Source organism: Nitrospira sp. Kam-Ns4a (genome assembly GCF_965152595.1).
Window position 1 is genome coordinate 2,685,523 of the sequence record NZ_OZ224218.1, and the last position, 20,930, is coordinate 2,706,452.

At 67.8% G+C, this 20,930-nt stretch carries 18 protein-coding genes; 8 read left to right on the plus strand and 10 right to left on the minus strand.

Going from position 1 to position 20,930, the window contains the following annotated elements:
* The first annotated feature begins 113 nt into the window (after positions 1 to 113).
* The 8 genes from ACWHYQ_RS13415 (at position 114) to ACWHYQ_RS13450 (ending at position 10,294) form a co-directional block, all read left to right on the plus strand.
* On the plus strand, positions 114 to 2,972 hold the full coding sequence (locus ACWHYQ_RS13415; protein ID WP_447972623.1) for a valine--tRNA ligase: 2,859 nt from the start codon (positions 114 to 116) through the stop codon (positions 2,970 to 2,972).
* A complete protein-coding gene (gene nadC / locus ACWHYQ_RS13420) occupies positions 2,972 to 3,847 on the plus strand; it encodes a carboxylating nicotinate-nucleotide diphosphorylase (RefSeq protein WP_447972624.1) in 876 nt (291 codons plus the stop codon). The genes ACWHYQ_RS13415 and nadC overlap by 1 nt, the downstream gene beginning before the upstream one ends.
* A gap of 4 nt (positions 3,848 to 3,851) precedes the next feature.
* On the plus strand, positions 3,852 to 4,697 hold the full coding sequence (locus tag ACWHYQ_RS13425) for a biotin--[acetyl-CoA-carboxylase] ligase (RefSeq protein WP_447972625.1): 846 nt from the start codon (positions 3,852 to 3,854) through the stop codon (positions 4,695 to 4,697).
* 69 nt (positions 4,698 to 4,766) lie between these two features.
* On the plus strand, positions 4,767 to 5,540 hold the full coding sequence (locus ACWHYQ_RS13430) for a type III pantothenate kinase (RefSeq protein WP_447975568.1): 774 nt from the start codon (positions 4,767 to 4,769) through the stop codon (positions 5,538 to 5,540).
* A 100-nt stretch (positions 5,541 to 5,640) separates the two neighbouring features.
* Entirely contained in the window at positions 5,641 to 6,264 is a 624-nt protein-coding gene (gene grpE, locus ACWHYQ_RS13435; protein ID WP_447972626.1) for a nucleotide exchange factor GrpE, read from the plus strand.
* Between the two features lie 80 nt (positions 6,265 to 6,344).
* Positions 6,345 to 8,264 carry a molecular chaperone DnaK gene (dnaK, locus tag ACWHYQ_RS13440; protein WP_447972627.1) on the plus strand — a complete coding sequence of 640 codons (1,920 nt, stop codon included), beginning with the start codon at positions 6,345 to 6,347 and terminating at the stop codon, positions 8,262 to 8,264.
* 121 nt (positions 8,265 to 8,385) lie between these two features.
* The gene (gene dnaJ, locus ACWHYQ_RS13445) at positions 8,386 to 9,519 is read left to right on the plus strand and encodes a molecular chaperone DnaJ (protein WP_447972628.1); all 1,134 of its coding nucleotides are present in this window, start codon (positions 8,386 to 8,388) and stop codon (positions 9,517 to 9,519) included.
* A 34-nt stretch (positions 9,520 to 9,553) separates the two neighbouring features.
* Positions 9,554 to 10,294, plus strand: coding sequence for an RsmE family RNA methyltransferase (locus ACWHYQ_RS13450; protein WP_447972629.1), 741 nt, complete (start codon positions 9,554 to 9,556; stop codon positions 10,292 to 10,294).
* A 67-nt stretch (positions 10,295 to 10,361) separates the two neighbouring features.
* Here ACWHYQ_RS13450 and ACWHYQ_RS13455 read toward each other — a convergent pair whose 3' ends face one another.
* The 10 genes from ACWHYQ_RS13455 to ACWHYQ_RS13500 all read right to left on the minus strand — a co-directional run bounded on the left by ACWHYQ_RS13455 (position 10,362) and on the right by ACWHYQ_RS13500 (position 20,921).
* Positions 10,362 to 11,336 carry a WD40/YVTN/BNR-like repeat-containing protein gene (locus ACWHYQ_RS13455; protein WP_447972630.1) on the minus strand — a complete coding sequence of 325 codons (975 nt, stop codon included), beginning with the start codon at positions 11,334 to 11,336 and terminating at the stop codon, positions 10,362 to 10,364.
* Positions 11,337 to 11,346: 10 nt separating this feature from the next.
* The gene (locus tag ACWHYQ_RS13460) at positions 11,347 to 13,035 is read right to left on the minus strand and encodes an IPT/TIG domain-containing protein (protein ID WP_447972631.1); all 1,689 of its coding nucleotides are present in this window, start codon (positions 13,033 to 13,035) and stop codon (positions 11,347 to 11,349) included.
* Positions 13,036 to 13,166: 131 nt separating this feature from the next.
* Positions 13,167 to 14,063, minus strand: a complete 897-nt coding sequence (locus ACWHYQ_RS13465) for a HEAT repeat domain-containing protein (RefSeq protein WP_447972632.1) — start codon at positions 14,061 to 14,063, stop codon at positions 13,167 to 13,169.
* Positions 14,064 to 14,090: 27 nt separating this feature from the next.
* Complete coding sequence (locus tag ACWHYQ_RS13470; protein ID WP_447972633.1) at positions 14,091 to 14,549, minus strand: RidA family protein; 459 nt, start codon at positions 14,547 to 14,549, stop codon at positions 14,091 to 14,093.
* A 97-nt stretch (positions 14,550 to 14,646) separates the two neighbouring features.
* On the minus strand, positions 14,647 to 15,822 hold the full coding sequence (locus ACWHYQ_RS13475) for a phosphopentomutase (RefSeq protein WP_447972634.1): 1,176 nt from the start codon (positions 15,820 to 15,822) through the stop codon (positions 14,647 to 14,649).
* A gap of 81 nt (positions 15,823 to 15,903) precedes the next feature.
* Complete coding sequence (locus tag ACWHYQ_RS13480) at positions 15,904 to 18,345, minus strand: hypothetical protein (protein ID WP_447972635.1); 2,442 nt, start codon at positions 18,343 to 18,345, stop codon at positions 15,904 to 15,906.
* A gap of 52 nt (positions 18,346 to 18,397) precedes the next feature.
* Positions 18,398 to 19,078: a deoxyribose-phosphate aldolase gene (gene deoC, locus ACWHYQ_RS13485; RefSeq protein WP_447972636.1), complete on the minus strand. Its 681-nt coding sequence runs from the start codon at positions 19,076 to 19,078 to the stop codon at positions 18,398 to 18,400.
* Positions 19,079 to 19,086: 8 nt separating this feature from the next.
* Complete coding sequence (gene mltG / locus ACWHYQ_RS13490) at positions 19,087 to 20,109, minus strand: endolytic transglycosylase MltG (RefSeq protein WP_447972637.1); 1,023 nt, start codon at positions 20,107 to 20,109, stop codon at positions 19,087 to 19,089.
* Positions 20,109 to 20,609: a Holliday junction resolvase RuvX gene (gene ruvX, locus ACWHYQ_RS13495; RefSeq protein ID WP_447972638.1), complete on the minus strand. Its 501-nt coding sequence runs from the start codon at positions 20,607 to 20,609 to the stop codon at positions 20,109 to 20,111. The genes mltG and ruvX overlap by 1 nt, the downstream gene beginning before the upstream one ends.
* Positions 20,610 to 20,618: 9 nt before the next feature.
* The gene (locus ACWHYQ_RS13500) at positions 20,619 to 20,921 is read right to left on the minus strand and encodes a hypothetical protein (RefSeq protein WP_447972639.1); all 303 of its coding nucleotides are present in this window, start codon (positions 20,919 to 20,921) and stop codon (positions 20,619 to 20,621) included.
* Positions 20,922 to 20,930: the final 9 nt, after the last annotated feature.

Below are 20,930 nucleotides of genomic sequence, written 5' to 3' on the forward strand. Positions count from 1 at the left end.
CCCACGCTCCACGCCGCGCCCCCTTCGCCACCCGAGGCCCTTCGCTCCCCGCGCCTTGCGGGCTCTCAGGGCACATGCTAAGATACGCGACCACTTGCAATGCGCTCTGGTCCATGCCGCTGCGCCAACTCGAGAAGACCTATGATCCCGCGCAGGTCGAGGAACGCTGGTACCGGTTCTGGACCGAGCGGGGGTATTTCCACGCCGCCGTTGACCATCCGGGCAGCCCCTACACCATCGTCATCCCGCCGCCGAACGTCACCGGCTCCCTCCACATCGGCCACGCGTTGAACAACACGATCCAGGACATCCTGATCCGTTGGCGCCGGATGCAAGGTCGTAACACGCTCTGGCTGCCCGGCACGGACCACGCGGGGATCGCCACGCAAAACGTCGTAGAGCGCCAGCTCCTGGCGGAAGGGACGACCCGGGAAGCCCTCGGCCGCGACGCCTTCATCCAGCGAGTCTGGGCGTGGAAGGCAAAGGCCGGGGGCACGATCATCGAGCAGCTCAAGCGGCTCGGTGCCTCCTGCGACTGGGACCGGCTGCGTTTCACGATGGACGAGGGCCTATCCCGCGCCGTGCGCGAAGTGTTCGTCCGGCTGCATGAGGACGGGCTCATCTACCGCGGCGAACGGCTGATCAACTGGTGCCCGCGCTGCCTCACCGCGCTGTCCGACATCGAGGTCGAGCACGAGGAGCAGACCGGCCAGCTCTATCACATCCGGTACCCGGTCGCCGACGAGCAGGCCCCCTTCCTCACCGTGGCGACAACCCGGCCGGAGACTCTGCTCGGCGACACCGCGGTGGCCGTGCATCCGGAGGACCCGCGTTACCGGCACTTGATCGGCAGGAGGGTCCGGCTGCCGCTGACCGATCGCACGATCCCGATCGTGGGCGATCCGATCTTGGTGGATCGCGAGTTCGGGACCGGGGCGGTGAAGATCACGCCGGCCCACGACTTCAACGACTTTGAGGCGGGCGGCCGGCACGGGCTCCCGCGCATCGCGCTCCTGGACGAGGAGGCGCGCTTCTCGGCTTTCGGCCTGCAAAGAGCCGCCATCGAGGCGTCCCTGCGGGAGCGCCTACTCCATCAGCCGGTGCACAAGGCGCGCGCAATCGTCGCGGACCTTCTCAAGGAGCGCGGCCTCGTCGAGAAGGTCGAGCCCCACAGGATGGCGCTTGGTAAGTGCTACCGGTGCAAGACAGTCGTCGAGCCCTTTCTGTCTCCCCAGTGGTTCGTCAAGATCAAGCCGTTGGCCGAGCCCGCCATCCAGGCGGTCGAGGACGGACGGATCAGGATTGTTCCCGAGGGGTGGAAGAACAACTATCTCGGCTGGATGCGGGACATCAAGGATTGGTGCATCTCCCGCCAAATCTGGTGGGGCCACCAGATTCCAGCCTGGTACTGCACGAAGTGCGACGCGCACGCTGGCTGGACCGCGCATGCTGCCATGGCGACCGCTGAAGGCGGTCGCCTGTCGGCGCCATGGGTGAAATCAGATGTCTTCGGCCCGGAGGCGACCCCAATCGTCTCCAGAACGACGCCCACACGTTGTCCACGCTGCGGGAACACCGACCTCGTTCAGGACCCGGACGTTCTCGATACCTGGTTCTCCTCAGCCCTCTGGCCCTTCTCGACCTTGGGGTGGCCCGAGCAGACGCCCGAGCTGAAGACCTTCTACCCCACCTCGACCCTGGTCACGGGACTGGACATCCTGTTCTTCTGGGTCGCCCGGATGATTATGATGGGCTTGAAGTTCACGGGCCAGGCCCCCTTCCGCGACGTGTACATCCACGCGCTCGTCCGCGACGCGGAGGGGCAAAAGATGAGTAAGTCGAAGGGCAACGTCGTGGACCCGCTGGAGGTGATGGACCGGTACGGGACCGACGCGCTCCGGTTCACGCTGGCCTCTCTGTGCACCCCCGGCCGCGACATCAAGCTGGTCCGGGAGGTCAACAAGGACTACGAAGGGGGCTGGCGCGCACCGCAGATCGAGGGCTACCGGAACTTCGCCAACAAGCTTTGGAACGCGGCCCGGTTCATCCTGATGCATCTGGACGGGCCCGCGGCGACAGTGCCGCCGGCCGACCGGACCCTGCCGGACCGGTGGATCCTCAGCCGCCTGAACGACACGATCCGCCAGGTCGGCGCGGCGCTGGAGGAATACCGCTTCGATCAAGCGGCGCGCAGGGTCTACCAGTTCGTCTGGCACGAGTACTGCGACTGGTACCTCGAGCTGATCAAGCCCGTCCTGAGCAAGGCGGACGGGCCCGTGTTGCAGGCTGGCGACTCGATGGAGGCACGGCGCATCCGCGGCACGATCGTGGAGACGTTCGAAGCCACGCTGCGCCTCCTGCATCCGTTCATGCCCTTTATCACCGAGGAGATCTGGCAGGCGCTCCCGCACGAGGGCGAGAGCCTCGTGGTGCGCCCCTACCCGACGCCGGTTCCCGCGTGGGACGCGCCACAGGCGGAGGCGGCCTTCCGGCTCCTGGAGCAGGCGGTGACCACGGCACGAACGGGACGGGCGCTGCTCGCCTACCCGCCGGGCAAGAGCCTGGCCTTCTACGCCGTTGCGCGGGATCCGCAGGCATCTGCCCTCCTCGGAGACCTGCATCCCCACCTGGAATCCCTCAGCCGCGGCGCGTTTACGCTGGCGCCAATCGATCAGTGGCCGGCAGGGGATGTCCTGCGACTCGCCGTGGAGGGGTTGACGATCGGCGTGCGGGTCGAGGGCGATGTGGACCTCCGCAAGGCCCTCGACCGGATCACGAAGCAGCAGGCGGACAACGCGAAGGAGCTGCAGCGGGTCGAAGCCAAGCTTGGCAGCCGCGAGTTCACCGAGAAGGCCCCCCCCGAGGTCGTCGCCGAGCACGCGGCGCGGGTCCGCCTGATCCGGCACGAGCAGGCGATCCTCGCTAGCAGCGAAGGCCAGCTCCGGATGATGCTCGAGGCAGGAGGTCGGTGATGCTCCCCGCGCGGGCGCAGATCCGGGCCGTGGTGCGGGCCGCCATCGAGGAGGATCTCGCCCAGGGCGACGTGACGACGGCCGCGCTGTTCCCGGATCCGGCTCCCGCCCGCGGCACGATCGTGGCGCGGCAGGCGTTGACGCTCGCCGGCGTGGCCGTGGCGCGGGAGGTCTTCGCGGAGGTGGACCCCTCCCTGCGCATCGTGCGCGCGCTGCGCGACGGGACCCTCGTGCGGAAGGGACGCGCCGTGCTGGTCGTCGAAGGCGACGGCCGCTCGATCCTGATGGCCGAGCGAGTCGCCCTGAATTTCCTCCAGCGCCTCTCCGGCATCGCGACGCTGACGAGCCGGTTCCGCGCGGCCGTGCGCGGCTACCCGACCCGGATCCTGGACACTCGCAAGACCACGCCGGGCTTGCGGGCGCTGGAGAAATGGGCCGTTCGGCTCGGCGGCGGGACAAACCACCGACAGTCGCTCGCGGACGGCATCCTGATCAAGGACAACCATCTCGCGCTGCTCCGCGGACGGGGTCTTGGGCTGACTGCCGCCTGCCGGCTGGCGCGCGAGCGTGGGCCCCACGGGCTGCGCGTGATCGTCGAGTGCCAGTCGCTCGAGGAAGTCCGCGCGGCGCTGGACGGCGCTGCGGACGTGATCCTGCTCGACAACCTGTCGCCCGCCGACGTCCGAGCGGCCGTCGGGTTGATCAAGGGCCGCACGCTCGTGGAGGCGTCGGGCAGGATCACCCTGGAGACCGCCCGCGAGCTGGCCGCTGCGGGCGCAGACTTGCTCTCGATCGGCGCGCTGACCCATTCGGCCCCGGCGGCGGACCTCAGTCTGGATCTCGTGCCCCTGCGCCATCGGGCCGCGAAACGGTGAGTGCATGACGGCCGTGACGCGCTCGCAGGTTCTGACAATCGAGGCGGTCCAGGCGGGGCTCCGGACGCGAACGGTCGGCCGGCGCTTGCACCTCTTGGAGGAGGTGGATTCGACCAACAGCGTGGCGCTAACCCTGGCCGCGGCGGGGGCCAAGGACGGGACGGTCGTCATGGCGGAGGGCCAGACCGCAGGGCGCGGACGCCAGGGGCGCTCGTGGTTCTCGCCGCCAGGCGACAACCTCTACAGCTCGTTGATCGTGCGCAGGAACGTCCCCCGGGAGCGGCTTGCCGCCTGGTTGTCCTGGGTCCCGCTGGCCTCGGCGCTCGCCCTGGCGCATGCCGTGCGAGACATGGCCGGCCTCGAGCCGACCGTGAAATGGCCGAATGATGTGCTGATCGGGACCCGCAAAGTCTCGGGCGTGCTCTGTGAAACGGCCGGCTTCGGCGCCGAGGCTCCCGTAGTCGTCGTCGGCGTCGGACTGAACGTCAACACGCCACATGACCGCTTCCCGGAGGACCTTCGGGAGACTGCCACCTCGCTGGCCGCCGAGGCGGGGCGGCCCTTCGATCGGGCCGCGATCCTGGCCGAGCTGCTCAATCAGCTCGAGGCGTATCTCGATCGCCTGCTCGGCCCCGAGATCGGCGCGCTCGCCGACGAGTACCGGGCGCGCTGCGCGACGCTCGGCCGCAGAGTCCGGGTGAGCCTGGCCGACGGAGCGGTCGTGACCGGCCTGGCCGAGTCCATCGGCCCGGACGGTGCGCTCCTGGTGGCACCCGAAGGTCCGCCACCCATCACGGGAGAACGACGCCTCGTGGAGATCCGCGCGGGGGACGTGGTCCACCTGCGGTAAAAAGGAGGCGGGGGCGAGAGGGCGGATGTTTTGCCGCTCGCCTCTGGCACTCGCCGCTGCCTGTATACGATGCTGCTCGCCCTGGACATCGGTAATTCGCACGTCGTCGCCGGGGTGTTCGAAGGCCAGACCCTGCGGGCGCACTGGCGGGTCGCGACCGATCAATCCAAGACCGCGGACGAATACGGCGTGCTGCTGCTCAGCCTGCTCCGCATGGCGGACCTCGCGCCGAGCCGCATCACTGGGGTCATTCTCTCCAGCGTGGTCCCACCGATGACGCCCCTGTTTCAAGCCATGGCGGAGACCTATTTTCGCCGGCCCCCGCTGGTCGTGACCGCGGATCTGGACACCGGGCTCACGGTGGCCTACCCCAACCCCCGGGAGATCGGCAGCGACCGGCTGGTCAACGCCGCCGCGGCCTACGACCGGTACAAAACCTCTCTCATCGTCGTGGATTTCGGCACGGCGACGACCTTCTGCGCGGTCACGCAGACCGGCGACTACCTTGGGGGGGCGATCGCACCAGGCCTGGCGATCGCGGCGGATGCGCTGACGGCCCGGACCGCCAAGCTCCCGAAGGTGGACCTCGTCCGACCCAAGACCGTCATCGGCCGGGACACGACCAGCAGCATTCAGGCCGGGCTGATCTTCGGCTACACGGGTCTTGTGGACGAGATCGTGACGCGCATGCAGCGTGAGCTCAGCCACCAACCCAAGGTGATCGCCACCGGCGGGCTTGCGTCGATCATCGCGCCGGAGTCACGCACGATCCAGGAGGTACGCCCTTTCCTGACCCTCGAGGGCCTGGCATTGCTCTACCGGCGCACGTGCGGCGACGCGTAACCCATCCCGCCTCTGCTTCCGGGCTCTGGAAACAATTCTCCCGGCGCCGGTTGACTTTAAAACCCCGGTGGCTATCTCCACCGCACTACAGGTGTGCACAATGTCGGAAAACGAGGGCATCCCCAATACATTCAGCGAGTTGCAGGGAGACACGCCTACGTCACAAGACAGTGCGCGGGAGGAACCCAGCCAGACGGGATCAGTTGGCGACGGCGGCAGTCCTCTGGCAGGCCAGAACGAGGAATTGGAGCGCCTCCAGGACAAATATCTTCGTTTAGCCGCCGAGTTCGAAAATTACAAGAAGTTGGTCCAGCGAGACCAGCGGGAGCAGGCCCGGTTCGCCGCTGAGGGCATTCTCAGGGAATTGTTGCCGGTCGTTGACAACCTGGAGCGGGCGGTCTCCTGTGCCAAGCAGGGACAGGCCATCGAGGGTCTCATCCAGGGCGTCGAGCTGACGCTCAAGCAGTTTCACGAGACCCTGAACAAGTTTGGGGTCCGACCGGTGGAGGGGCTGGGGGCACCCTTCGACCCCGCCTGCCAGCAGGCCGTGGCCCGGCTGGAATCAGGCTCGGCGCCGGAAAACACGGTGATTGAGGTCTACCAGAAGGGATACTTCCTGCACGACCGGCTATTGCGGGCCGCCATGGTCGCCGTGGCTGCGGCCCCGGCCGAGACTGGGGGAGACGCTCCAGCGGCTTCTCCTTCAGAAAACGCACTCAACTGAGGCGTGAGGCGCCCGTGACCGGCAGGTCACGCGGCACGACGGGCAGACCGAACGCGGAGCTAACGGGAAGGAGTCATCCTATGGGTAAGGTAATCGGGATCGATCTGGGCACGACCAATTCCTGCGTCGCCGTCATGAGCGGCGGCGACCCCGTGGTCATCGCCAACGCTGAAGGCAGCCGGACGACTCCTTCGGTCGTGGCGATCACGGACAAGGGCGAGCGGCTCATCGGGCAGATCGCCAAGCGGCAGGCGATCACGAATCCGGAGAATACGATTTTTTCGGTCAAGCGGCTGATGGGACGCAAATACAACTCGCGCGAGGTCCAGGAGGCAATCAAGCGCCTGCCCTACAAGATTGTGCCGGCCGATAACGGCGACGCGCACGTCGAGATCCGCGGCAAACGGTACAGCCCGCCCGAGATCTCCGCGATGATCCTGCAGAAGATGAAGCAGACCGCGGAAGACTACCTCGGCGAGAAGGTGACGGAGGCCGTGATCACCGTGCCGGCCTACTTCGACGACAGCCAGCGGCAGGCCACGAAGGATGCGGGCCAGATCGCCGGCCTCAACGTGCTGCGCATCATCAACGAGCCGACCGCCGCCTCGCTCGCATACGGGCTAGACAAGAAAAAGGACGAGCGAATCGCCGTCTACGACCTCGGTGGCGGCACCTTCGACATCTCGATCCTCGAAATCGGCGAGGGCGTCTTCGAGGTCAAGTCCACCAACGGCGACACTTACCTCGGCGGGGACGACTTCGACCAGCGCATCATGGACTGGCTGGTAGATGAGTTCAAGAAGGACCAGGGGATTGATCTCCGGAAGGACCGGATGGCGCTGCAGCGGCTCAAGGAGGCGGCCGAGCGCGCCAAGATCGAGCTGTCCTCCTCGCAGGAGACCGAGATCAACCTGCCCTTCATCACCGCAGACCAGAGCGGGCCCAAGCACTTAGTCATGAAGCTGACCCGGGCCAAGCTCGAGCAGCTCGTGGACGATCTGATTCAGCGGACCATCGAGCCCTGCAAGAAGGCGTTGGCCGACGCGGGCGTCACCGCGCGCGACATTGACGAGGTTGTGCTGGTGGGCGGGATGACCCGCATGCCCAAGGTCATCGAGAAGGTCCGCGAGTTCTTCGGCAAGGAGCCGCACCGGGGCGTCAATCCGGATGAGGTCGTGGCGGTGGGCGCCGCGATCCAGGGCGGCGTGCTCAAGGGTGAGGTGAAGGACGTCCTCCTGCTTGACGTCACGCCGCTGTCGCTCGGCATCGAGACGCTGGGCGGCGTGTTCACGCGGCTGATTGACCGCAACACCACGATCCCGACCAAGAAGAGCCAGATCTTCTCCACTGCCGCGGACAACCAGACCGCCGTGACCATTCGGGTCTTCCAGGGCGAGCGAGAGATGGCGAACGACAACAAGCTGCTCGGGCAGTTCGATCTGGTCGGGATTCCACCAGCGCCGCGCGGCGTGCCGCAGATCGAGGTCACGTTCGACATCGACGCGAACGGCATCGTGCACGTCTCGGCGAAGGACCTGGCGACGCAGAAGGAGCAGTCCATCAAGATCACGGCCTCGAGCGGGCTCTCCAAGGAAGAGGTAGAGAAGCTCGTCCGGGACGCGCAGGCCCACGCGGAGGAGGACAAGAAGCGGCGACGGCTTGCCGAAGCGCGCAACCAGGCGGACTCCCTCATCTACAGCACCGAGAAGAACCTCAACGAGCACGGGGACAAGGTCGGCGAGGCCGAGAAGACCAAGATCAAGGACGCGATCGCCGCGCTCCGCAAGACGATGGAGGGCGACGACCCGGCGGCCATCGAGTCGGCCCTGCAGGCTTTGACGACCGCCTCCCACAAGCTGGCGGAGGAGATGTACAAGAAGGCGGCCAGCGCCAGCGCCTCGGGCGCCGGTGCCACCGGCGGCAATGGCGGTGGCTCGAGCAAGCCCGACGAGAAGGTCGTGGACGCCGAATTCGAAGAAGTGGACAAGGACAAGAAGTAAGGCAAGCTGTCAGCCGTTAGCCATCAGCGTTCAGCGGGACGGTGCCGAGCGGCCCTCGGCCCGTTCCTTCTGCTTCTCCGGAAGCTAACGGCTGAAGGCTGAGCGCTGATCGCTTCCGACCATGGCGCACGTGGCAAAGCGCGACTACTACGACATCCTCGGCATTGACCGGAACGCTTCGGAGGAAGACATCAAGAAAGCCTTCCGCAAGCTGGCCCGCCAATACCACCCCGATCTCCAGAGCAGCGATCAGCAGAAGAAAGCGGCCGAAGAGAAGTTCAAGGAGATCAACGAAGCCTACGAAATCCTCAGCGATCCCGAGAAGCGCAAGCACTACGACATGTTCGGCCACGCTGGCGCCCAGCAGGGCTTCGGCGGCGGCTTCGAAGGCTTCGACTTCGGCCGCGGCGGCTTCGGGGACATCTTCAACGACATCTTCGAAGACTTCTTCGGGACCGGCCCGCGCGCCCGCCAGCGGGCGGAGCGCGGGTCGGACCTCCAGTACAACCTGGAGCTGTCGTTCGAAGAGGCCGTCTCAGGCAAGGAGGCCAAGCTCAAGGTCCCGCGGTGGGAGGTCTGTCAGGATTGCCAGGGAACCGGCGCGCGGGCCGCTGCTGCGCTCAAGGTCTGCCCGAGCTGCAAGGGGTCTGGCCAGCTCCGCTTCCAGCAGGGCTTTTTCAGCGTCAGCCGGCCCTGTACTCACTGCGATGGGACGGGACAGATCATCACCGAGCCCTGCGCGACCTGCCGGGGGCGCAAGCGCGTCTATCGCGAGCGCACGCTCTCCGTGAGTATCCCCGCCGGGATCGAGTCCGGCATGCGCCTGCGTCTCGCGAACGAGGGCGAGCACGGAGTCAACGGCGGCCCTCCGGGCGACCTCTATGTGGCCATCACGGTCAAGCCCCACCCCGTCTTCACGCGCAAGGGGAACGACATCCTGTGCGACGTGCCGATCAACTTCGTCACCGCGACGCTGGGCGGCAAGGTGGAGGTACCGACCCTCAAGGGCTCCACGGTCGTTAGGATCCCGCCGGGCACGCAGCACGACAAGGTGCTTCGGCTGAAGGGCCTGGGCGTGCCCAGCCTGAAGGGCCAGCAGACTGGCGACCAACTCGTGCGGATCAAGGTGCAGATCCCCACCAAGCTCACGGCTAAGCAAAAGGATTTGCTCACGCAGTTTGCCAAGGAGAGCGGCATCGCCGCGGACACGGAGGGTGACGGCTTCTTCGAGAAGATGAAGAGCCTGTTCGACTAGCGCGTGTCCCGTCTTGCGTTTCACGTCTGAGCACGTGCCCGTCTTCTTCATCCAGGCCAGCCAAGTTCAGAACGGGGCGGTGTGCGTAACGGGCCCGTTGCTCAATCACCTGCGGGCCAGCCTCCGGATCCGGCCGGGGGAGGAGCTGTGGCTGGGCGATGAGCGGCGGCGGCGCTACCGGGTCCGGGTGACCAGCCTCGGTCGTCAAGAGCTGACCGGGCAGGTCCTGGAAGAGCGGAGCGGCCCCCCGGTCACCTGGCCCACGCTTCTGCTCGGACAGTGTCTGCTCAAAGGCGAGCGGATGGAGTGGGTCATTCAAAAGGCCACCGAGCTTGGCGCCGCCGGCCTGGTCCCAATGATCTCGAGCCGGAGCGTGGTCAGGCCACAGCCGGACCGGGTGGCCGGCCAGCGTGAGCGCTGGCAGCGGATCGCGCTCGAAGCGGCGCAGCAATCCGAGCGGTGGGAGGTTCCGGAGGTCGCGGCGCCCTGCGAGGCCAGGGAGTTTTTCCTGAGAGGGTCGCGCGCCACGCTCGCGCTGATCCTCAGCGAGCGCGGCCCCGGCAAACCCCTCTCTTCGATTGCCCTGCCCGCGGGCCCTGCGGCCAGCCTTGCCGTGGCCGTGGGACCGGAGGGCGGGTGGACCGGTGAGGAGCTGGAGGCGGCCGTGGCCTGTGGCTTCGTGCCAGCCACGCTCGGCAAGCGGATCCTTCGGGCCGAGACCGCGGTGCTCGCTGCGCTCAGCATCCTCCAGAGCCGGTTGGGCGAACTGGGATAAGGAAACGAGCGGTCAGCGGTCCGGGAGCAGTTTGGGTGGAAGGCTAATCGCCGAGGGCTTCCGAGCGCTACCGACTGGTGGTTATGTGGAGGATGGTCCCGCCCTCTCCGCTCGCCCAACCGTGCTCGGGATCGGGAAAGGATAAACCGAACAGCGAGGCTTTCGCGCCGTTCTCCTGCGGCACCCAACTGAAGCCGGCATCGGTGGTTCGGAAGATCGCCCCCCGTTCTCCGACGATCCAGCCCGCCTGGGGGCTGGTGAATCGGATCCGGATCAGGTCGAGCGGTTTCAGGCAGCCCCGCCCGCAGGGCAGCGTCCGGTCCACCCACGTCCGCCCGCCGTCAATCGTCTGAAACATCGCGCCCGCGTTCCCGACCGCCCATCCGTTTGCGACATCGGCGAACACGATATCGAAGAACGTCGCGGCGCCTTGCGTGTCCCGCAGGGTCCAGCTCTGACCGCCGTCCTCGGTCACCAGGATCGTGCCGAGCGCACCGACGACGCCGCCACGCTTCTCATCCGCGAAATGCACCCCGTAGAGGGCCGCGTTGGATCCGCTGGGCTGGTCTTCCCAGTGGAGCCCTCCATCCTTGGTGTGGAGGATGGTCCCCCCCGCGCCCACCGCCCACCCCAGAGCAGGCGTCAGGAAGAAGAGCCCGTACAGCGTGGCTTGGACGCCGCTGTTCTGACGGCGCCATTGCTCCCCGCCGTCCTTCGAGTGCAGGATCGTGCCGTTGGCCCCCACCACCCAGCCGCGCTGCTGGTCCGCGAAGAAGACCCCCGTCAGCAGGGCGGTGCTGCCGCTCGGCACCTTGCGCCACCGCCGGCCGCCGTCGGCCGTCTTCAGGATCGTCCCGCCGGCGCCCACCGCCCAGCCGAGCTTGACGTCGCGGAAATGGATGCCCATGAGGGAGACCGCCGTCCCGCTGGTCTGCACGACCGTCACGATCCGGGGCTCCGCCGCATCGGCGCGGCGGGCAAGCGCCAGCGCCGTCAGGCTCGCCAGCACCAGGAAGGCGGTCATGAACGGTCGCGGTCGCATCGAGCGCCCGTCAATCCCGACCCGGCTGTTTGTCGTTGTAGTAGCCCTGGTCGGGCAGACCCGTCGGCAGGATGGTGAACTGGCCGGCCTCGACGGTGATCCACTTCTTCTGCGTGCAGCAGCCGCCGTCGGGCAACAGGTCCCAGGAGCCGCGCCGCACGACGAGCGGACCGGTGGTGGGACTGGGAAGGAAGCCTTCGCGCGTCCCGAAGCCGAACACGTGCCGGTGGGGCACCCGGACCTTGATCTCCGTATCGGTCCAGGAGAGGACCAGGCCCGCAACGCCGTTGAAGAGCACCTCGCTGCGCGAGACGTTCTCGTTCAACTGGATCCCGAGGTTATCGTGGGCGCTCTCGTTGAGGCCTGGCTGAGTCGCCTCCATCGTCTTCAGGAAGTCGCCGAAGCCGGAGCCCTTGATCGTCACGACCGCGTCGAGCCCGGCCGAGATAGGAGCGAACGAGTCCACCCGCGGCGTGACGACGGTGAACGTGCCCGCCTCCACCCGGATCACCCCCCGCTCGGCGCAGCAGGACCCATCGGGCTTCGGAATCGTGGCGCCGCGCTTGACCACGACAGGGCCACTCTTGGCGCTGTACGGCACCCACACGTCAATCTTGTCGTCGTGCCAGCGGTAGACGATCGCCGGAACCCCGCCGATCTCGACGCCGTTCTCGCCCTTGTTGAAGTCAATGAAAGCGAAGGGCGTGGACCCGCTCTCGGAGAAGAGGCCGAAGTGCTCGCCCGTGATCCGGAGAAGGCTACCGATCGGCGCGTGGTTCGGGGACAGCCCGGTGGCCTTCGGTGTCTGCACCGTGAAGGTCCCGAGCGCCCGATCGGTTCCGTTGCGGCGCAGCGTCAAGGGCCCGCTCGTCGCGTTCAGCGGGACATGGACGACAATAATCTTGTCCGACCACTGTGCCACGGTGGCCGGATGCCCGGCAAAGAGCACCGCGTCGCCCGGCGCCTTGGTTGCGCCAAACCCCCGGCCGAACAGGACCACCTTCGTCCCGACCGGGCCAGCCATCGGATCCACCCGAATGGTCGGCAGCACGGCGAGCGGCACGGGGTTACTCACCGTGTACTCGACGGGGGCACAACAGGAGCCGTCGGGCAGCGGATCGTAGGAGGCGAGCCGGACCACGACGTCGCCGTTCTCAGCGTTGGCCGGCACCTCAACCTCGATCTTGGTGTCGCGCCACTTTCGCACCCGGGCAGGCACGCCAGCGATGAGGACGTCGTTGACCCCGAACATCGAGTTCGGATCCTTGGAGCCAGCCGTGTTGCCGAAATGCTGGCCGGTGATCTGAATGACCGAGCCCGGCTCGGTCTCAGCCGGTGTAACCGCCTCGACGACCGGTTTGGTGACGGTAAAGGTCCCGACCGTGAGCTTCTTCTTCCCGCGGACGACCTGGACAGGCCCGCTCGTCGCCCGCAGCGGGACCCGCACCTCGATCAGCTCCGGCTCCCAGCGCTGGACGAGGGCGGGGACGCCGTTGAACAGCACCCGGTTGGCCTGACTGGACTTAAACGAGCCGAACCCCTTGCCGACGATCGTGACGGCCGCGCCGGGCGAGGCTGCCTCTGGGGTGAGGCTGGCCTGTGCCCGAACCTCGGCCGCGGCCCCGGCAATCGCAAACCAGGCGCAGAGCCAGACAATCAGACGCCATCCGTGTCGCGATGCGCTCGACGTCGTCGCCATGGGTGTGTTTCCTGGGCGCAACTGACGCTTCCCGTGCGCCAGGAGGAAGCAGGCCGGGGCGGAGGCACGCCAAGAAACGAAGGATGGCCGCACTATACCAACCGTAGAATTTTCATGTCAAGCCGCCACGCTCACGGCGTGGGCGGATCCGCCAGCCTGGCGGCCAGCGCCGAGGCAGCCGCCGCCCGGACGTCGCCCGCCTGATCCTGTCGGGCGACCCGCTCCAGCGCGGCACCGGCCTCGGGCCCGGGAATGGCGCGCAAGGCTTCGACGGACGACAGGCGCACTCGGGGATCCGCGTGCTGCAACAGCCGATCCAGCACGGGAACGGCGCGGGGCTCCTTCAGCCGCCCCAGCTCCCGGATCGTGTTCTCGCGGGCCTGTCCAAGGTAGAGGATCTCGTTCGGAGCCATCGTATGCCCGTCCTGGGGATGATCGAGCTTCGAGGGGTCGAAGTCAATCAGCCGCTCCAGCGCTTGGATCAGCGCGCCCGTCTGGTCCAGATGCGACACCAACCGGCCGTGCACGATGTTCCCGAGCAGGTAGAAGTACGGGTTCGCCTCGAAGCGGGCGAGCGCTTCCAGGTACGGAGGTGTGCCAGTCTCCGGTTCCGGGGAGGATTCCCGGATGGTCAGGTCCAGGAGGAGGCCCAAGATAGGGTGCTCCAGGCGGACCCGACAGACGATGTCGGTCCCGTAGTTGTCGAAGCTGAATTCCTTGCCCCGCTCCTCCCGATAGTCAACCAGGAGGACGAGATCATGCGGGTCTGTCGGATTGCGGACCGCCTTCAGCCCGGCGGCAGCGAGCTTCCGGTGCACCGTCGCCTCGGCGTCAAAGAGGGTCCGGCCCCGCGGCATCCAGGTCGAGACCCGCACATCCACGTAGAGCGTGGTCTTGCCGTCGAGGAGCTGCCGTTCCTCGGCCGTCAGCGCGCGCTCACCGGGTTCCGCCGCGCCGGCGGGCCAGGCCAAGCATCCCGCCAGCATCGCCGCCGCGCCCCACCGGACCACGGCCACTCGCCCACCCATCGTCCTGCCTCCCTGGATTCTGATGTGTTACGTGACCTGCAGGATCAGCTCGAGCTCGACTGGCGCGTTCAGGGGCAACTCGGCCGCGCCCAGCGCGACCCGTGCGTGCCGCCCCGCCTCATCAAAAATCCGCACGAGGAGATCCGAAGCCCCATTGATGACCGCCGGCTGCTGGACGAACCCCTCGGCCGACGCCACGTATCCCACCAGCCGTACCACCCGGCGCACGCGGTCCAGCGACCCGAGCTCGCCCCGCACGATCGCCAACGCGTTGAGGAGCGCGATCCGCGCCGCCTCGTACCCCTGCTCAACGGTCAGAACCTTGCCGACCTTGCCCTCCACGGCCAGCCGCCCATCTTCAAACGGAATGACGCCGCTAAGGAACAGGAGGTCGCCGACCCGCACGGCCGGGATGTAGGTCGCCACCGGCTTCGGGGGAGCCGGGAGGACGATGCCCAGTTGCGCCAGCCGCTCTTCGAAAGACATCGCCGCTCCTACGCGCACAGCAACTGGCGAGCAACGAACAGCGAAGGACGAGTCGCCGGCACCTGCTCGTCATGAGCTGCTCGCTGCTGGCGGTTCGCTATCCCGGCACCAACGCATCCAGGAAGCTCTCGCCCCAGGGAAGCCGCGTCGCGCCGAGGGCGTCCGCGACAGTCTGGCCTAGGTCCGCGAAGCTCCGGCGCGTGCCCAGGTTCACGCCCCGCGCGAGCCGAGGGCCCCAGGCCAGCAGCGGGACGTATTCCCGCGAATGGTCCGTGCTCGGCGTCGTCGGGTCATTCCCGTGATCGGCCGTCAGGAACAGGACATCGCCCTCGCGCAGGCCCTTCAGCAGCTCCCCGAGCCTCAGGTCGAAGGCCTCGAGCGCCCGTGCGTACCCTGGGGCGTCGTTCCGATGCCCGTAGAGCGTGTCGAAATCCACCAGGTTCACGAAGATCAGCCCGCGCGGCACCGTCTTGAGCGCGCGCAGGGTCTCATCCATTCCGGCCTGGTTGTTACCCGTGTGGATCGCCCGCCCGATCCCGCGTCCGTTGAACAAGTCTTGGATCTTGCCGATGCCTACCACGGGCTGGCCAGACGCCTGCAGGCCGTCCAGCAGGGTACGCCCGGGAGGCTCGATTGAGAAATCCCGACGCCGCTCAGTCCGGACGAACGCCCCTGGCTCGCCAACGAAGGGCCGCGCAATGACCCGCGCCACCTGGTGCGGGGGTCTGAGCAGTTGGCGCGCCGTCCGGCACAGGCGATACAGCTCTTCCGTCGGAATGACCCGCTCGTGCGCGGCGATCTGAAAGACGCTGTCCGCGCTCGTGTACACGATCGGAGAGCCCGTGCGGAGGTGTTCCTCGCCCAGCTCCTTGATGATCTCCGTGCCGGAGGCGGCCCGGTTGCCCAGGACCTTCCGGCCGGTGGCCTCCTGGAAGGGCTCGATCACATCCGGCGGGAAACCTTTCGGATAGGTAGGGAACGGCGTCTCGACGACCAGGCCGGCCAGCTCCCAATGGCCGGTCGTGGTGTCCTTGCCCGGCGACAGTTCCGCCATCTTCCCGAAGCACCCATCGGGCTGCCCGATCCGCCTGAGGCCGGCAAACTCGCCGATGAGGCCCAGCCCGAGCGATTCCAGGTTCGGTACCCTGAGCCCGCCGACCGCCGCCGCCACGTGCGCCAGCGTATTCGACCCGGCATCGCCGTAGGCCGGGGCATCGGGTAACTCCCCGACCCCCAGGCTGTCCAGCACGATGAGGATGACGCGGTTGATCACGGTCGGATCCGATACGCGGGCCGGGAACCCTCACCCGATGGTACCCCCCGGCCGCCTATAGATACAAGGGCCGCAAGGCTCCTACCCTTCCCCTACCGTCTCCTTGAGCGCCTCGGCGACCTTGGCGAGCACCGTCTCGTTCGTGACGACTTCGTAGAACACTCCCTGAGTCGGCTCGCCGAACAACTTGTGGGAGCGGTCGAAGACGCGGATCCGCCCTTCACGAACCACGACCCGATGCATCCCCCCCTTGAGATCGGGAAACCGCCCGGTGTGGACCGTCAGCAGCCCCGCGTCCCCGGGCAGCCGCAGCTCCAGCCGGCGGAGGGTGATCTCCGTCTTGAGCTTGGCGAACGCGGCTTCGTCCAACATAATCCCGTTGAGGTTGTACAGGAGATGGATCTCCCCCTTTTCCCCGCGCAGCGGGTCGCCCTCCGGCAGCTCGTAGAGGTCCACGTTTGCATAGGCCAGGCTCGGATGGATGCGGAGGCCGCGCTCCTTCCGCAACATCCATGAGCACGAGGAGAGACGGTCCGCCTTGCCGATCGCCGGCGAGATCATGATCTGGGCGTTCCCGTCGTAGAGAAAGGTCGGCGCCTCCTCGTTGAAGACCAGCCCGATCCCCAATTCCAGCTCGGGCAGGCCCTCTTTCTTGCAGACCGCGTTCTGCGCCTGCACCATTCCCAGGAGCCGCTTGGCCAACCCGCAGGCGCGCGCCACGCTGAACTGGTGCTCGAGCGTTTCCTGATATTCCAGGATGCTCAGGATCACTGCATCCCCTTCGATGAAGACCTTGCTCGCCCCGTAGGTCTCCAACAGGTCGTTGAGCGGCCCGAAGAAGTTGAGGCTGAAGTGCGACGCGGGATTCAAGCCGCGCTTGCGGAGCTCGGCGACCATGGTGGTGGACCCGCGCACGTCCGCCTTCAGGATCACGTGGTTGAGCACCGTCTGCGCGACGATCTCCTCCTCAGTGGAGACGAGAAACTCGTACAGCGTGTGGTTGGTGCGCGACAGCCGGATGTGTTGGGGGTCCTCCTGGAGCGCGATCTGGTTCATCAAGTGGTGCACCTGGTGATAGGCACCAAGATCGCGCCGGAGCGTAAGGAAGTCGGTCATGAACCGGAGGAGGGCTGCCCGGCGCTGCCGGCGGGACGGGGCCTGGGCGCGGCGGGCTGCCGCGAGCAGCGGCTCCGTCGGGACTGCCAGGCCGCCCCGCGGCTTCTCCTTCAGCTTGAAGAGCAGCTCCTTCTTGCCGACCACCCCGCTCAGAATCTGGTGAAGCTGCTGAGCCGTGAACAGCGCCGCGCAGTCACGGAACAGTGGCACCATCTCGTAGGAAGCCAGGACGGAGCCGAGCCACCCGCGCTCGCGGAACCGCCGCTCGAGCGTCGCGAGCAGGCGGCGCTGGAACCGCACTTGCGCGCGCAGGCGAGCCGCGCCCGCGCGATCCCCCTGTTCCTCGGCCTTCTTCGCCAGCCCGGCGTAGTGGTCCGCGTTGAACAGGAGGTCGGCGTTGGCTGGCACGTCGAGCCAGGCGGCGTGCGCGCGCACGTAGGCGGCCCGCGCGCGCTCCAGCTCCGCCTGGGCGGCCGCGATCCGGGTTTCCAGTTCCGTGCGGCGGTCGGTGGACTTGGTCCCCGACCGCTTGCCCCGCAGCCGTTCCAGCTCGAGGACGAGCTGCTGATGCCTCTGCTCAGCCTGGGTCAGCACCTGTTCGGCCTCGCTGACCGGCTCGCGCCGGCGGAACAGGTACGGCAGCGCCCCATCCAGCGCCGAAAAGCTGTACAGGTCGTCCATGCCCTGCCCCAGCCAGACGTAGTGCTTCATCAAGATTTCGTCGTCGAGCGGGTTCTCCGCCCGGAGCAGCGGATTGAACAGCACCTCCTCGGGCAGCGGCCAGCGCTCCCCCAACAGCGACTGCCGGAGCTCGGCGACCGAGCCCGACTCGGCCTTGTACACCTGCTCGATGACCTGGTGACTGAGCCGGTAGCGGAGCCGGGCCCGGTTGCGGACCAGCCATCCCATCCGCTCATTGAGCTGGATGCGGTCGGCGTCCGAAGTCTCGCCGGCGGACCCGAGCGCCGCCCGCAGAGACTGACGGAGGTGATCGAGCTCCCCCTGCACCTGACGCAGAAGGAACTTCATCGCTCCCAGTTGCACCAAGGCGACGAGGGCGGGCTGGCCCAGGAGCTTGGCACGATGGATCGCCCCCTCCACCATCTGGGCATAGGTCGTCCGGAACGTCTCCCAGTCGCTGCGCGAGGGCCCGGCGCCCTTCTGGCCCCACCCGTCTTGCCCGACCTGCTGCTCTAGGAGGCTGGCGATCAGGCGCCGGGCCTGGCGGACGAACTGCGGGCTGAGCCGCACGTCGATGTGGACGTTATCGATGCCCTTCTTGAACCCGTCGAAGTCGACGAGGGAGCTGGGGCGCTGCTGGAGCGGGAGCAGGGACTCGGAGGGATCGGCCGGCGTTCCCCAGACCGACCGCAGATCGCGAAGGGTATCGAGCAGCGCGCTCAGCACGGCACTCCGTAGGCCGCGAGGGGACCGCCGGCAGCGGGCGCAGGCGCCATAGTTAGGCCCTTCCGGACGGGCGGGCGGCCAGGCACTCCGCCATGATCGCGAGACTGGCACTCGTCCCCAGACGGTCCGCCCCTGCATCCAGAAGCGCCACGGCAGTCTTCAGGTCGCGGATCCCGCCCGACGCCTTCACGCGGGCTTGACCGGCCACGGTCTCGGCAAGCAGCCGCACGTCCGTGACGGTGGCGCCGCCGGGGCCGAAGCCGCTCGAGGTCTTCACGTAGTCCGCGCCGGCGTTGACAGCCAGGCGACAGGCCGTGACCTTCTCCTCCTGCGTCAGGTAGCACGTCTCCAGGATGACCTTGTGGCCGACCCCAGGCGTAGCCCGCACCACTTCGGCGATGTCGGCCTCCACCGCCTCGTACTCACCCGATTTGAGCCGGCCGATGTTCAGCACCATGTCCAGCTCCACCGCGCCCCGCTCGCAGGCCTCCACAGCTTCGCAGACCTTCGCCCGGGTGCGCTGGGAGCCGAGCGGGAACCCAACGGGCACGCCGACGCGGATTGGCCGGTCCCGCAAGGCCGCAACTTCCTCCTCCAAAAAGCAGGGCGGGACGAACACTGCCCCGAACCCGTACTGGACCGCTTCCTCGCAGAGCCGCCGCACGTCTCCCCGCGTCGCATCCGGGCGCAGCACTGTGTGATCAATCCGTTCCGCCAACGAGCGCGGCTGCATCGGTCCTCCTAGGAAAGCCGTCGCGCGCCCCGCCGCTGATACTTCTCCACCGCGCGGTTGTGCTCGGCCAGCGTGGTCGAGAAGACATGGGTGCCGTCGTTACGCGAGACGAAGTAGAGATAGGGCACCGGCGCGGGGTACAGCGCGGCCCGGATCGCCTTCGCACCGGGGTTGGCGATGGGTCCCGGCGGCAGGCCGGCGACCCGGTACGTGTTGTACGGGCTCGCGACCGAGAGGTCGCGTTTTTTCAAGTCCCCGTCGAAGGCGCCGAGCGCATAGATCACCGTCGGATCGCTCTGCAGCGGAATCCCCCGTCGCAGCCGGTTGTGGAAGACGGCGGAGACCAGCTCGTATTCGCCCTCCGCGTTGGTCTCCTTCTCGATCACGGAGGCCAGCGTGAGCACCTGGTGCACGCTCAGACCGATGTCGCTCGCCCGGTCACGCCATTCCGCCGTGAACGCCCGCCGCAGGCCCTCCACGAGCGCGGCGGCGACCTCCTTGGAATCGGTGCGCCGGGCGAAGCGGTAGGTGTTCGGGAAGAGGTAGCCTTCCAAGCTCGGGGCCTCGATCCCCAGCGTCCGGATGAACCCCTGGTCGCGCACGACCGTGAGGAAGTCGCCAGGGTCGGTGACGCCGGTCTGGCTGAGCAGGTCGGCGATCTGGGCCACCGTGTAGCCTTCGGGGATCGTGACCGTGCGGAGGGCGACGCGGCCTTCGACGAGAGCTGACAGGATCTCCCGCGGGGTCATGCCGGGGTGCAGCACGTACTCGCCCGCCACGACCCGCCGGTCCGCCCCTTGGAGCTTCCCCAGCAACAGGAACGGCCAGCGGCTCGCCAGCAGGCCTTCCCGCTCCAGCAGCGCCGCGACGTCCCGGAACGTCGCCCCGTCCGGCACGTCCACCGTCCGCGGGGCGCTCCGGTCCCCCGCGCCGGCGGGCGCATCGGCGGCCCACTGCAGGCCTTGGTACCCCAGGGCTCCCGCTGCGGAGACCCCGGCCGCCACGAGCACGGTGGCGAGCGCACGGTGCATCAGCTTGCCCCGCGCCGCTGTCCCTGGCCGGCAGACCGGTCGGCCTCGGTGGAGCCCCCGCTCTCCTCGGCCGGCGGCGCGGCGGCTCGTCCCTCCAGATAGCTCTGGAGCAGGAGCGCCGCCGCCACGCGGTCGACCGCTCCCCTCCGCTTGCGGCGGCTCACGTCGGCCTCGATCAGCAGGCGTTCAGCCGACTTGGTGGTCAGCCGTTCGTCCCAGATGACCACCGGGACGGTCAGGGTCCGCTCCAGGCTCGCGACGAACCGCCGCACCGCCTCGGCCTGCGGGCCCGCGGCGCCATCCAGCCGGAGCGGCAGGCCCATGACGACCTCGCGCACCTCGTGCTGCTCGACCAGTCGCTGGATGTGAGCGACGTCGCGCTCGACCGTCCGGCGCTCGAAGGTCTCGAGCGGCTGAGCGAACCAGCCCAGCTCGTCGCTGAGCGCGACGCCGATCCGCTTGGCGCCGGGGTCCAGGGCTAGGATGCGCTTGCCCGCCATGCGCGTCGCTCAGGAATGCCGCTCGGGCCGGCCGGTCGCCATCGTCACGGCCAGGTCGTCCAGCTTGCGGTGGAGGCGCTCCAGGTCGGCGCGGGTGGGGATGTTCAGCTTCTCGCACAGCCGCTCGACGATTCGGCCCTCTTCCCGCCGCAGATCCTGCTTGACCGTCTCCCCCTTCTCCAGCAGGCCCCGGACCGACCGCGCCAGCGGGCTCTCGCTGGCTTCGCCCTTGCGGACCAGCTCGCTCAGGGCTTTGCGGACGGTCGCCTCAATCCCCAACGTCGCCAGACAGGCGGTCTTGATCAACCCCATACGTCACCT